Source organism: Micromonospora sp. NBC_01392 (assembly GCF_045040125.1).
Lineage (GTDB): Bacteria > Actinomycetota > Actinomycetes > Mycobacteriales > Micromonosporaceae > Micromonospora.
The window spans coordinates 3,673,742-3,688,571 of the sequence record NZ_CP109549.1; the positions used below are offsets into that span (position 1 = coordinate 3,673,742).

1 protein-coding gene is annotated in these 14,830 nt (G+C 76.8%); it reads left to right on the plus strand.

What is annotated here, in order from left to right:
* The first annotated feature begins 20 nt into the window (after positions 1–20).
* Positions 21–14,783 (plus strand): type I polyketide synthase, encoded by a 14,763-nt coding sequence (locus OG767_RS16110; RefSeq protein WP_405094230.1) that lies wholly within the window; start codon positions 21–23, stop codon positions 14,781–14,783.
* Positions 14,784–14,830 lie beyond the last annotated feature (47 nt).

The following is a 14,830-nucleotide window of genomic DNA, read 5'->3' on the forward strand; positions in this document are numbered from 1 at the left end:
GCCCCGGACCTCTGATCCCGATACGGAGCGCCCCGATGCCCACTGAGGCAGAGTTCCTCGACTACCTCCGCCGCGCCACCACCGACCTGCGCGAGGCGCGGCGGCGCGTCCGCGAGGTGGAGGCCAAGGACCGCGAGCCGATGGCCATCGTGGGCATGGCCTGCCGCTACCCGGGCGGCGTGCACGGCCCGGACGAGCTGTGGCAGCTCGTCGCCGACGGCCGCGACGGGGTGGGCGACTTCCCGACCGACCGGGGCTGGGACCTGGAGCGGCTCTTCTCCGTCGACCCGGACAACCCGGGCACGTCGTACACCGACAAGGGTGGCTTCCTCTACGAGGCCACCGAGTTCGACCCGGCGTTCTTCGGCATCTCGCCGCGCGAGGCGCTCGCCATGGACCCGCAGCAGCGGCTGCTGCTGGAGAGCACCTGGGAGGCGTTCGAGTCCGCCGGGCTGGACGCGCACCGGCTGCGCGGCAGCCGGACCGGCGTGTTCGCCGGCGTGATGTACCACGACTACGCGTCCCGGGTGCTGGACCTGCCGGAGGGCGTGGAGGGCTACCTCGGCACCGGCAACTCCGGCAGCGTGGTGTCCGGGCGGGTCGCGTACACGTTCGGGCTGGAGGGCCCGGCCGTCACCATCGACACCGCGTGCTCGTCGTCGCTGGTCGCGGTGCACCTCGCCGTGCAGGCGCTGCGCCAGCGCGACTGCGACCTGGCCCTCGCCGGTGGCGTCACCGTGCTCTCCACCCCCGGCGTGTTCGCCGAGTTCTCCCGCCAGCGCGGTCTGGCCGCCGACGGGCGGTGCAAGTCGTTCGCCGCCGCCGCCGACGGCACCGGCTGGGCCGAGGGCGTCGGCATGCTGCTGCTGCAACGCCTCTCCGACGCGCAACGCGACGGCCGCCGCATCCACGGCATCATCCGGGGCAGCGCGGTCAACCAGGACGGCGCCAGCAGCGGCCTGACCACCCCGAACGGCCCCAGCCAGGAACGCGTCATCCGGCAGGCCCTCGCCAACGCGCGGCTGTCCCCGGCTGACGTGGACGTGGTCGAGGCGCACGGCACCGGCACCACGCTCGGCGACCCGATCGAGGCGCAGGCGCTGCTCGCCACGTACGGGCAGGACCGCGACGGGCGCGACCCGCTCTGGCTCGGCTCGGTCAAGTCGAACCTGGGCCACACCCAGGCCGCGGCCGGCGCCGCCGGCATCATCAAGATGGTCCAGGCGATGCGGCACGGCGTGCTGCCCCGCACGCTGCACGTGGACGAGCCGTCCCCGCACATCGACTGGTCGGCCGGCGCGGTCACCCTGCTCACCGAGGCACGGCCCTGGCCGGAGTCGGACCGGCCGCGCCGGGCGGCGGTGTCGTCGTTCGGCATCAGCGGCACCAACGCGCACGTCATCGTCGAGCAGCCGCCGGCCGTCGACGAGCCCGAGCCCACGCCCGGCACGCCGCCGCCGCTGGCGCCGGTGCTGCTCTCCGCCCGCGACCCCGAGGCGCTCGCCGCGCAGGCCCGCCGCTGGGCCGACCACGTGACCGCCGACGCCCGGCCGGTCGACTGGGCCGCCGCCGCCCGCCGTCGCGCCAACCTGGACGCGCGGGCCGTGGTGCTCGCCGCCGACCGCGACGAGCTGCTCGCCGGGTTGCGCGCGCTCGCCGACGGTGAACCCACGCCGACCGTGGTCACCGGCGCCGCCGCGCCGCGCGGCCGGGTCGCGTTCCTCTTCTCCGGGCAGGGCGCGCAACGCGCCGGCATGGGCCGCGACCTGTACGACGCGTTCCCCGTCTTCGCCGCCGCGCTGGACGAGGTCTGCGCGCACCTCGACCCGCTGCTTCCGCAGCCGCTCAAGCCGGTGCTGTTCGACGCCGGTGACCTGCTGGACCAGACCCAGTTCACCCAGGCCGGCCTGTTCGCCGTCGAGGTGGCGCTGCACCGGCTGGCCCGCTCGTTCGGGCTGACCCCGGACTACCTCGTCGGCCACTCGATCGGCGAGCTGGCCGCCGCGCACGTCGCCGGCGTGCTGTCGCTGGCCCACGCCGCCCGGCTGGTCGCCGCGCGCGGCCGGCTCATGCAGGCGCTGCCCGCCGGCGGCGCGATGCTCGCCGTGGCCGCCGGCGAGACGGACGTGACCGCGTCGCTGGCGGACGTGACCGGACGGGCCGGCATCGCCGCCGTCAACGGGCCCGCCGCGGTGGTGGTCTCCGGCGACGCCGAGGCGATCGACGCGCTCGCCGCGCACTGGGCCGACCGGGGTACGCCCACCCACCGGCTGCGGGTCAGCCACGCGTTCCACAGCGCGCTGATGGAACCGATGCTCGCCGAGTTCGCCGCGGTCGCCGCCGGCCTGGACTACGCCCCGCCGAGCCTGCCGATCGTGTCGAACCTGACCGGCCGCATCGCCGAAGCCGACGAGATCACCACCGCCGACTACTGGGTGCGGCACGTCCGCGAGGCGGTGCGCTTCGCCGACGCGGTGGACCGGCTCGCCGAGGCCGGCGTCGGCACGTACGTCGAACTCGGGCCCAGCGGGGTGCTCACCGCGATGGCCGAGGGCGCCCTCGCCGACCCGGCGGCCGTGCTGGTGCCGCTGGTACGCAAGGACCGCGCCGAACCCCGCGCCGTGCTGGAGGCGCTGGCCCGGCTGCACACCGCCGGCCTGACCGTCGACTGGGACGCCCTGCTCGCCGACGCCGGCGCCCGCCCGGTCGACCTGCCCACGTACGCGTTCCACCACGAGCGGTACTGGCTGGAGCCGGTCGGCCGGCTCGCCGACGTCTCCGGCGCCGGTCTCGGCGCGGCCGGGCATCCGCTGCTCGGCGCCGCCGTCTCCGTGGCCGGCGAGGACATGGTGCTGCTCACCGGCCGGCTCTCCGCCGGCACCCACAGCTGGCTGGTCGACCACCAGGTCGGCGACGTGGTGGTGCTGCCCGGCGCGGCGCTTGTCGAGCTGGTGGTCCGGGCCGGCGACGAGGTCGGCGTGTCCCGGCTGCGTGAGCTGGCCATCGCCGCGCCGCTGGTGCTGCCCGCCGCCGGTGGCGTCCGGGTGCAGGTGCGGGTCGGCCCGGCCGACGAGGCGGGCGCCCGCGCGGTGACCGTGCACGCCCAGGCCGAGGACGACCCGGACGCCGGCTGGGTGCGGCACGCCGAGGGCGTGCTCGAACCGGCCGTTGCCGACGAGCCCGGCCTGCCGGCCTGGCCGCCGACCACCGCCACCGAGGTCGACCTGACCGGTTGGTACGACACCCTGGCCGAACACGGCCTGGCGTACGGGCCGGCGTTCCGGGGCCTGCGCCGGGCCTGGACCGGCGACGGCGAGGTGTACGCCGAGGTCGCGCTCCCCGAGGACGTCACCGGCACCGGCTTCGCGGTGCACCCGGCGCTGCTGGACGCCGCGCTGCACCCGATCGGCCTGCTGCTCGCCGCCGACGGCGGGGGCCCTCGGGTGCCGTTCGCGTTCGAGGGCGTGCAGGTGCACGCCGTCGGCGCCACCGCGCTGCGGGTCCGGCTCTCCCGCGACGGCGCTGCGGTGCGCCTGGTCGCCGCCGACGACGCCGGTGCGCCGGTCGTGTCGGTGGACTCCCTGGTCCTGCGGGAGATGACCGGCCTGACCGCGCCCGGCGCGGCGGCCCGCTCCCTGTTCGAGGTGTCCTGGCAGCCGGAGCCGGTGCCGGCCGGCGACGACCTCGCCGGCTGGGCGGTGCTCGGCGCGTCCGTCGACGGGCTGTCGTCGTATCCGGACGTGTCGGCGGTGGTCGAGGCGGGGGAGGGGTTGCCGCACACGCTGGTGTTGCCGGTGGTCGGGTTGTCCGACGTGGATGTGCCTGACGCGGTGCGGGTGGTGGCGTCGGATGTGTTGGCGGTGGTGCAGGCGTGGTTGGCGGCGGAGTCGCTTGGCGAGTCGCGGTTGGTGGTGACGACCCGGGGCGCGGTGGTGGCGGCGGGCGACGATCGGGTGACCGATCTGGCGGGTGCGGCGGTGTGGGGGTTGGTGCGGTCGGCGCAGTCGGAGCATCCGGAGCGGATCGTGTTGGCCGATCTGGATCGGGATGTCGACGGTGGGGTGTTGTCGGTGCTGGCCGGTGTGCTGGGTGACCTGCCGGCGACGGGCGGGCAGGTGGCGGTACGCGGCGACGTCGTGTTGACGCCGCGCCTGGTCCGGGCCGCGCTCCCGGCGACGGAGACGGCGTCCGCCCCGGTGGCCGGCGCCGCGACGGCCGGTGACCCCGACCGTGGCCGGGGTGTCGGGGCCGGGACGGTGCTGGTGACCGGCGGTACCGGCTCGCTCGGTGCCCTGGTGGCGGCGCACCTGGTCACCGGGCACGGGGTGCGGTCGCTGGTGCTGGTGTCGCGGCAGGGTCCGGCCGCGCCGGGCGCGGACGCGCTTGTCGAGCGGTTGACCGGGCTGGGTGCGTCGGTGTCGGTGGTGGCGTGTGATGTGACCGATCGGGATCAGGTCGTGCGTCTGGTGGCGGGTGTGGAGGGTCGGCTCGCCGGGGTGGTGCACACCGCGGGGGTGCTGGATGACGGGGTGGTGTCGTCGATCAGCGCGGAGCGGTTGGCGAACGTGCTGGCGCCGAAGGCCACGGCCGCGTGGTGGCTGCACGAGGCCACCCGGCATCTCGACCTGGACCTGTTCGTGTTGTTCTCGTCCGTCGCCGGGGTGCTCGGCTCACCCGGCCAGGCCGCGTACGCCGCCGCGAACGGTGTGCTCGACGCGCTCGCCACGCAGCGCCGGCAGGACGGACTGCCGGCGGTCAGCCTGGCCTGGGGCATGTGGGACACCGACGGCATGGCTGCCGCCCAGTCCGACGTCGACCGGGCCCGCTCCACCCGCGCCGGCCTCGGCGCCATGAGCCCCGAGGTCGGCCTGGAACTGTTCGACACCGCGCTCACCGCCGGGCGGGCCACCCTCGTGCCGGCCGTCATCGACGTACCCGCGATGCGGGCCCAGATCGTCGGCGGCCGGGTGCCGTCGCTGCTGCGGGCGCTGCTCGGCCCGGTCACCACCCGCCGCCAGGCCGGCCGGGGCAACTGGGCCGACCGCCTCGCCGGCCTCGACCCGCAGGAGGCCCGCGACCAGATCGACGCGCTGATCCGTGGCCTGGTGGCCCAGGTGCTCGGGCACGGCGGCGCGGACGCGGTGCCGACCGACCGGGCGTTCCGGGAACTGGGCTTCGACTCGCTGACCGCGGTGGACCTGCGGAACCGGGTCAACGCGGCCACCGGGCTGCGGCTGCCGTCCACGCTGGTGTTCGACTACCCGACGCCGCAGATCCTGGCCGGCCAGGTGTACGCCGAACTGGCCGGCGCCCGCACCGACACCACCGGCGCCCCGGAGGCGGCCACCACCACCGGCCTGGACGAGCCGGTGGCGATCGTCGGCATGGCGTGCCGCTATCCCGGTGGGGTGGAGAACCCGGAGCAGCTCTGGGAGTTGCTGGCCACCGGTGGCGACGGCATCTCCGAGTTCCCGGCCGACCGGGGCTGGGACCTGGAGTCGCTGTTCGACAGCGACCCGGACCACAGCGGCACCTCCTACACCCGACACGGCGGCTTCCTCTACGGCGCGCCCGAGTTCGACCCCGGCTTCTTCGGCATCAGCCCGCGTGAGGCCCTGGCGATGGACCCGCAGCAGCGGCTGCTGCTGGAGACGTCGTGGGAGGCGTTCGAGTCCGCCGGCCTCGACCCGGCCGGGCTGCGCGGCTCCCGTACCGGGGTGTTCGCCGGCGTCATGTACCACGACTACGCGTCCCGCCTGATGGAGCTGCCCGCCGAGGTCGAGGGCTACATCGGCACCGGCACCTCGGCCAGCGTGCTCTCCGGCCGCGTCGCCTACTCGTTCGGCCTGGAAGGCCCCGCCGTCACCGTCGACACCGCGTGTTCGTCGTCGCTCGTCGCGTTGCACCTGGCGGTGCAGGCGCTGCGGTCCGGGGAGTGTGACCTGGCCCTGGCCGGCGGTGTGACGGTGATGGCGACGCCGGGCACGTTCATCGAGTTCTCCCGCCAGCGTGGCCTGTCCCCGGACGGCCGCTGCAAGTCGTTCGCCGCGTCCGCCGACGGCACCGGCTGGGGCGAGGGCACCGGCGTGCTGCTGGTGCAGCGGCTCGCCGACGCGCAACGCGAGGGCCGCCGCGTCCTGGCCGTCGTGCGGGGCAGCGCGGTCAACCAGGACGGCGCGTCGAACGGGTTGACCGCGCCGAACGGGCCGTCGCAACAACGCGTCATCCGGCAGGCTCTGGCGAACGCGCGGCTGACCACCGCCGACGTGGACGCGGTGGAGGCGCACGGCACCGGCACCACGCTGGGGGACCCGATCGAGGCGCAGGCGCTGCTGGCCACGTACGGGCAGGACCGCGACCAGCCGTTGCTGCTCGGCTCGGTGAAGTCGAACATCGGGCACACGCAGGCGGCGGCCGGGGTCGCCGGGATCATCAAGATGGTCCTCGCGATGCGGCACGGCATCGTCCCGCCGACGCTGCACGTGGACGAGCCGTCCCCGCACGTCGACTGGACGGCCGGCGCGATCACCCTGGCCACCGCCCCGACGCCGTGGCCCGACCGGGACCGGCCCCGCCGCGCGGCGGTGTCGTCGTTCGGGATCTCCGGCACCAACGCCCACGTCATCCTGGAACACGCCCCCGCGACCGCCGCCCCGGCCGAGTTCCGGCCCGGCGCCGCCGTCGACGCCGGCGTGATCCCGTTCGCGCTCTCCGCCGCCGACCGGGCCGCGCTGCCCGACCAGGCGGTCCGGCTGCGCGCCCACCTCGCCGCGTACCCCGAGTTCGCGCCCGCCGAGGTGGCCCACGCGCTGACCAGCAGCCGGGCGACCTTCCCGCACCGCGCCGTCGTGCTCGGCCGGGACGCCGACGAACTGACCCGCGGCCTCACCGCGCTGGCCGACGGCGAAACCGTGCCCACCGTGGTCACCGGCACCGCGCTACGCAACCCGGCGCCCGTCTTCGTCTTCTCCGGCCACGGCGGCCACTGGCCCGGCATGGCCGTCGACCTGCTGGACACCTCGCCCGTCTTCGCCGCGTCCATCGCCGAGTGCGAGGCCGTCCTCACGCCCTGGGTCGACTGGTCGCTGACCGACGTGCTGCGCGGCGCCGACGGCGCACCGCCGCTTGTCGCCTCCGGCGTCGTCCAGCCCGCGCTGTGGGCCGTCATGGTCTCGCTGGCCCGGCTCTGGCGCTCCCTCGGCGTCCGGCCCGGCGCCGTGGTCGGGCACTCCCAGGGCGAGATCGCCGCCGCCTGCGTGGCCGGCGCGCTCTCCCTCGAGGACGCCGCCCGGATCGTGGCGCTGCGCAGCCAGGTGCTCGCCGACATCGCCGGCAAGGGCGGCATGGCCTCCGTCGGCCTGCCCGCCGAGCGGGTCGAACGGATGCTCGACCGCTGGCCCGGCCGGCTCTGCCTGGCGGTCGTCAACGGACCCGGCTCGGTGGTGGTCGCCGGTGACCCGGACGCGCTCGCCGAGCTGGTCGCCGCCTGCGCCGCCGACGACGTGCGGGTCCGCCCGCTCGACGTCGACTACGCCTCCCACTCGCCGCACGTCGAGCCGGTCGCCGACCGGCTCCTGGCCAGCCTGGCCGGGATCACCGCCCGCCCCGCCGAGGTGCCGTTCTACTCCGCGCTCACCGGCCAGCCCGTCGACACCACCACGCTCGACGCCGACTACTGGTACCGCAACCTGCGCCAGACGGTGAACTTCGAGCAGGCCGTGCGGACCCTGCTCGCCGACGGCCACCAGGTGTTCCTGGAGGTCGGCCCGCACCCGGTGCTCAGCTTCGGCATGCAGGAGACCATCGACGACGCCGAGCACGACGCCGCCGTGGTGAACACGCTGCGCCGCGACGCCGGCGGCTGGCCGCGCGTGCTCACCGCGCTCGCCGAGCTGCACACCCACGGCGTCGGCGTGGACTGGGCCGCGGTCTGCGGCGTCAGCGCCGCCGCGCCCGTGCCACTGCCCACCTACGCGTTCCACCGGCAGCGCTACTGGCCCGAGTCGCCGGTCCGCACCGGCCCGGTCGCGGCCGTCGAGGACCAGGCCGACCGGCAGTTCTGGGACGCCGTCGAACGCGCCGACGCGGACGCGCTCGCCGCCACCCTCGACGTCGACGGCGGCGCCGCCCGGGCACTCGGCGAGGCGCTGCCGCTGCTCACCGAGTGGCGGCAACGCCGCCGCGACGAGTCCACCGTGGACGCCTGGCGGTACCGGGTGCGCTGGACGCCGCTCACCGCCGCGACATCCGCCCGGCTCACCGGCACCTGGCTGCTCGTCGCCCCCGCCGCGTACGCCGGTGACCCGCTCGTCGGTCAGGTCGTCGCCGCCCTCGGCGAGGCCGGTGCCGGCGTCGTGCCGGTCACCGTCGACGACCCGGACCGGGCGGCCCTCGCCGGGCAGCTCGCCGGGCTCGACACCGACGCGCTCACCGGCGTGCTGTCCCTGCTCGCGCTGGACGAGATCGGCCACCCGGACCGCCCGGTCGTGCCCGCCGGGCTCGCCGGCACGCTCGCGCTCGTGCAGGCGCTCGGCGACGTCGGCTGTGCCGCGCCGCTGTGGTGCGCCACCCGGGGCGCGGTCACCACCGGCCGCGCCGACCCGCTCGACCACCCCGCGCAGGCCCTGGTCTGGGGCCTCGGCCGGGTCACCGCGCTGGAACACCCGGACCGCTGGGGCGGCCTGGTCGACCTGCCGGCCGTCCTGGACCGTCGCGCCCGGGGCCGGCTCGCCGTCGTGCTGGCCGGCGTCGGACACGAGGACCAGCTCGCGGTCCGCCCCTCCGGGCTGTTCGGCCGCCGGCTCGCCCGCGCCGGCGGCGACACCCCGCCCGGGACCACCGGCTGGCGGCCCGCCGGCACGGTCCTGGTCACCGGAGGCCTCGGCTCGCTCGGCGCGCACGTGGCCCGTTGGCTGGCCACCGACGGCGCGGACCATCTCGTGCTCACCGGCCGGCAGGGCCCGGCCACCCCCGGCGCCGCCGAGCTGGAGGCGGAGCTGACCGCGCTCGGCGCCCGCGTCACGGTGGCCGCCTGCGACGTCGCCGACCCCGACTCGCTGCGCGACCTCGTCGACCGGCTCGCCGGGCAGGACGTCCGCGTCGACGCGGTCTTCCACGCCGCCGGCGTCGCCCACGCCGGACCGCTCGACGGCACCGACCTGGCCGCGCTCGCCGACGGCCTGCACGCCAAGGTGGCCGGCGCGGTCAACCTCGACCGGACGTTCGGCGACGACGTCGCCGCGTTCGTGCTCTTCTCCTCCGGCGCGGGCGTCTGGGGCGGCGGCCTCCAGGGCGGCTACGCCGCCGGCAACGCGTTCCTCGACGCGCTCGCCGAGGACCGCCGCCGACGCGGCCGGCCCGCCACGGCCGTCGCCTGGGGCGCCTGGGACGGCGGCGGCATGATGGACACCGAGGGCGCCGCCGACCAGATGTTCCGCTCCGGCGTCCGGCCGATGCGCCCCGACCTGGCCGTCGCCGTGCTCGCCCGGGCGCTCGCCACCGACGAGGTCACGCTCGCCGTCGCGGACATCGCCTGGGACCGGTTCCACCAGACGTACGCGCTCGCGCGCCCGCGCCCGCTGATCGAGGACCTGCCCGAGGTGGCCCGCCTGCTCGCCGCCACCCGCGGCGACGACGAGCCGGCCGAGGCGTCCCCGCTGCGCGGCCGGCTCGCCGGCCTGGCCGAACCGGACCGCCGTCGCGCCCTGCTCGAACTGGTGCGGAGCAACGCCGCCGCCGTGCTCGGCCACGCCTCCGCCGAGGCGGTCGGCGCGGACCGGCCGTTCCGCGACATCGGCTTCGACTCGCTCAGCGCGGTCGAGATGCGCAACCGGATCGCCGAGGCGGTCGGGCTGAAGCTGCCCGCCACGCTGGTCTTCGACCGGCCCACCCCGGCGCTGCTCGCCGGCTGGCTCGCCGACCGGATCCTCGGCGTCACCGACGCGGCGCCCACGCCCACCCGGGCCGTCGCCGCACTCGACGAACCGATCGCCGTGGTGGCGATGAGCTGCCGCTACCCGGGCGGCGTGGACAGCCCCGAGGAGTTCTGGCGGCTGGTCGCCGAGGGACGCGACGCGATCGGCCCGTTCCCCGCCGACCGGGGCTGGGACCTCGACGCCATCTACGACCCCGACCCGGACACGCCCGGCACCTCGTACGCCCGGGAGGGCGGCTTCGTCACCGACGTCGGCGGCTTCGACGCCGGCCTGTTCGGCATCTCGCCCCGCGAGGCGCTGGTGATGGACCCGCAGCAGCGGCTGCTGCTGGAAACCGGCTGGGAGCTGTTCGAACGCGCCGGCCTGGCCCCGGCCGACATGCGGGAGAGCAGCACCGGCGTGTTCGTCGGCACCAACGGGCAGGACTACGCCACGCTGCTGATGGCCGCCCGCGCCGACACCGAGGGCTACCAGGCCACCGGCAACGCCGCCGCCGTCGTCTCCGGCCGGCTGTCCTACACGTTCGGGTTGCAGGGCCCCGCCGTCACCGTGGACACCGCCTGCTCGTCGTCGCTTGTCGCGCTGCACCTCGCGGTGCAGGCGCTGCGCGCCGGCGAGTGCGACCTCGCGATGGCCGGCGGCGTCACCGTGATGGCCACCCCCGGGCCGTTCCTGGAGTTCGCCCGGCAACGCGGCCTCGCCGCCGACGGCCGGTGCAAGTCGTTCGCCGGCTCGGCCGACGGCACCGGCTGGGGCGAGGGCGCCGGCCTGGTGCTGCTGCAACGACTCTCCGACGCCCGCCGCGACGGCCGCCGGGTGCTGGCCGTGGTGCGTGGCTCCGCCGTCAACCAGGACGGCGCGAGCAACGGCCTGACCGCCCCGAACGGCCCCGCCCAGCAGCGGGTCATCCGGCAGGCCCTGGCGAACGCCGGGCTCACCCCGGCCGACGTGGACGCGGTCGACGGGCACGGCACCGGCACCCGCCTCGGCGACCCGATCGAGGCGCAGGCGCTGCTCGCCACGTACGGGCAGGACCGCCCCGCCGACCGTCCGCTGCTGCTCGGCTCCGTCAAGTCGAACATCGGTCACACCCAGGCCGCGGCCGGCGTCTCCGGCGTGATCAAGATGGTGCTGGCGCTCCAGCACGGCCAGCTCCCGCCCACGCTGCACGTGGACGAGCCCACCCCGCACGTCGACTGGTCCGACGGCGGCGTGGCGCTGCTCACCGAGGCCCGGCCCTGGCCGGAGACGGACCGGCCGCGCCGCGCGGCGGTGTCCGCGTTCGGCGTCAGCGGCACCAACGCCCACGTCGTCCTGGAAGCGGCCCCGCCCGCCGACGACGCCCCGACCGAGCCGGACCACGCCGCGCCCCGGCCGGCGCTGCCGCTGCTGCCCTGGCCGCTCTCCGCCGCCGACGACGAGAGCCTGCGCGCGCAGGCCGCCCGGCTGGCCGCGACGGACCTCGACGACGAGGCCGCCGCGGTGGCGCGGACACTCGCCACCGCCCGCTCCCACCTGCGGCACCGCGCGGTGCTGCTGGCCGCCGACCCGGACACCCGGTCGGCCGCGCTGCGCGCGCTGGCGGCGGGGGAGAGCCACCCCGCCGTGCGGCGGGACGTGGCCACCCCCGGCACGCTCGCCATGCTCTTCTCCGGGCAGGGCGCCCAGCACGCCGGCATGGGCCGCGAGCTGTACCAGGCGCTGCCCGCGTTCGCCGAGACGCTCGACGAGGTCTGCCAGCACCTCGACGCGTACCTGCCCCGCCCGCTGAAGAGCGTGCTGTTCGCGCCCGACGGCAGCGCCGAGGCCGCGCTGCTCGACCAGACCGCGTTCACCCAGGCCGGGCTGTTCGCCGTCGAGGTGGCGCTGCACCGGCAGCTCGCCGACTGGGGCGTCCGCCCCGACCTGGTCGCCGGGCACTCCGTCGGTGAGATCACCGCCGCGCACGTCGCCGGCGTGCTGTCGCTGCCGGACGCCTGCACGCTCGTCGGCCAGCGCGGCCGGCTCATGCAGGCGCTGCCGGCCGGCGGCGGGATGCTCGCCGTCGCCGCCGGGGAGGCCGAGGTGACCGACGCGCTCGCCGGGCACGCCGACCGGGCCGCCGTCGCCGCCGTGAACGGACCGGCCGCCGTCGTGGTCGCCGGCGCCGACGAGGCGCTGTCCGCGCTCGCCGACCACTTCACCACCCTCGGCGTACGCACCAAGCGGCTCACCGTCAGCCACGCGTTCCACAGCCCGCTGATGGAGCCGATGCTGGCCGAGTTCGCCACCGTCGCCGCCGGCCTGGACTACGCCGCGCCGGTCGTGCCGCTGGTGTCCAACCTGACCGGTCGCGTCGTCGACGCCGACCTGATCCGCACCCCCGACTACTGGGTGCGGCACGTGCGGGAGGCGGTGCGCTTCGGCGACACGGTCACCCACCTGCGCGACCTCGGCGTCGGCACGCTGCTGGAGGTGGGCCCGGACACGGTGCTCACCGCGCTCGCCGCCGACCTGCTGCCGGACGGCGGGCCGCTGGTCACCGGCGTGCAACGTCCCGGCCGGGACGAGGTCGCCACGCTGCTCGGCGCGCTGGCCCGGCTGCACTGCCACGGCACGCCGGTGGACTGGGCGGCGCTGCTGCCCGCCGCCGACCCGGTCGCGCTGCCCACCTACCCGTTCCGCCACCGGCGCTTCTGGCCGGTCGCCGACGGCGAGCTGGTCGGCGTCGCCGCCCCGGCCGCCGCCGACCCCGCCGACGACGCGTTCTGGCAGGTCGTCACCGCCGGCGACGGCGACGCCCTGGCGGCCCGCTTCGGCGTGGACCCGGACCGGCCGCTGCGCGACCAGCTCCCCACGCTCGCCGACTGGCACCAGCGGCGTCGCGCCGACGCGGTCGCCGACGGCTGGCGCTACCGGATCACCTGGCCGCGGCGGCAGCTCACCGCCGGCCCCGCCACCGGGGACTGGCTGCTCGTCGTGCCCGCCGACGCCACGGACAGCCCGGCGGAGCGGATCGCCGAGCTGCTCGGCGCGTACGGCGCCACGGTGCGCACGCTCGCCGTCGACCCGGCCACCGTCACCCGCGCCGACCTGGCCGGTGACCTGCCGGACGGGCCCGGCCGGATCGTGTCGCTGCTGGCGCTGGACGAGCGCCCGCACCCGGCGTACCCGGGTGTGCCGGCCGGTCTCACCGGCAACCTCGCGCTGGTCCAGGCCGTCACCGACGTCGCGCCGACCGGGCCGCTGTGGCTGCTCACCCGGCAGGCCGTCAGCACCGGCACCGGTGACCCGCTCGCCCGGCCGGAGCAGGCCACCACCTGGGGCCTCGGGCTGGTCACCGCGCTGGAACACCCGGCGCACGCCGGTGGCCTGCTCGACCTGCCGGCCGACCTCGACGCCGGGACCGGGGAGCACCTGCTGCGGGCGCTGACCAACACCGACGGCGAGGACCAGCTCGCGGTCCGCCCGGCCGGCGTGCACCTGCGCCGACTGGTCCACGCGCCCCGCCCGGCCCGGCCGGACGCCCCGACCTGGACGTCGCCGGACACCGTGCTCATCACCGGCGGCACCGGCGCCATCGGCCGGTACGCCGCCGGCTGGCTCGCCCGGCACGGCGCCCGCACGCTGATCCTGGTCAGCCGGCGCGGCCCGGACGCGCCCGGCGTCGCCGAGACGGTGGCCGAGCTGGCCGCCCTCGGCGCGCAGGCCCGGGTGCTCGCCTGCGACCTGGCCGACCGCGCCGCCGTCGCCGCGCTCGTCGACGGGCTGCGCGCCGACGGCGAGACGGTCCGCGCGGTGGTGCACGCCGCCGGCGTCGGCCGCCTCAACCCGGTGCGCGCGGTCACCACCGACGAACTGGCCGACGTGGTCTCCGGCAAGACCGCCGGCGCCCGCCACCTCGACGAACTGCTCGACCCGGCGGCGCTGGAACTGGTCGTCTACTTCTCCTCCATCGCCGCCGCGTGGGGCGTCGGCGACCACGGCGCGTACGCCGCCGCCAACGCGTTCCTGGACGCCTGGGCGCAGTCCCGCCCGGCCGGGCCGGCGCGCGTGGTGTCGGTCAACTGGGGACCGTGGGCCGGCGGCGGCATGGTCGACGCCGACCACGCCACCGCGATGAGTCGGCGCGGCGTCACGCTGCTCGACCGGGAACCGGCGATGGCCGCGCTGCGCGCCGCGATCTCCGGCGACGACCCGGTGCTCACCGTCGCCGACGTGGACTGGACGCGCTTCGCCCCGGTCTTCGCCGCCGCCCGACCCCGACCGCTGATCGGCGACCTGCCCGAGGTGGCGGCCCCGCCCGCCGGCGCCGACCCGGCCGACACCGGCGGCGCGGAGACGCTCGCGGAACTGCGCAAGCGCCTCGCCGACCTGACCGCCGCCGAACAGAACCGGCTGCTGGTCGACCTGATCCGCACCGCCGCCGCCGAGGTGATCGGCCACGACAGCCCGTACGCGCTGGAGGCCGACCGGCCGTTCCGGGACCTCGGGTTCGACTCGCTGACCGCGGTGGAGCTGCGCGGCCGGCTGGCCCGGCTCACCGGCCTCGCGCCGGCCAGCTCGGTGGTGTTCGACTACCCCACCCCGCAGGCCCTCGCCGAGCACCTGCGCGCCCAGCTCGTCGACGAGTCCTCGGAGCGGGAACTGCCCACCGTGGAGGAACTGGACCGGCTGGAGGAGGCGCTCACCCTGCGGGAGCGCGACGACCTCGGCCGGGTGCGGATCACCATGCGGCTGCACCGGCTGCTGGAGCGGCTCGGCGCCGACGAGCCGGCGGAACCGGGCGAGGACGTGGCCGACCGGCTGCGGACGGCCAGCAACCAGGAGCTCTTCGACCTTCTCGACCGCGATCTCGGGTTGTCCTGAGGCACGCGTGGCACACCAGGGAGCGGAATCGACCATGGCGGACACGG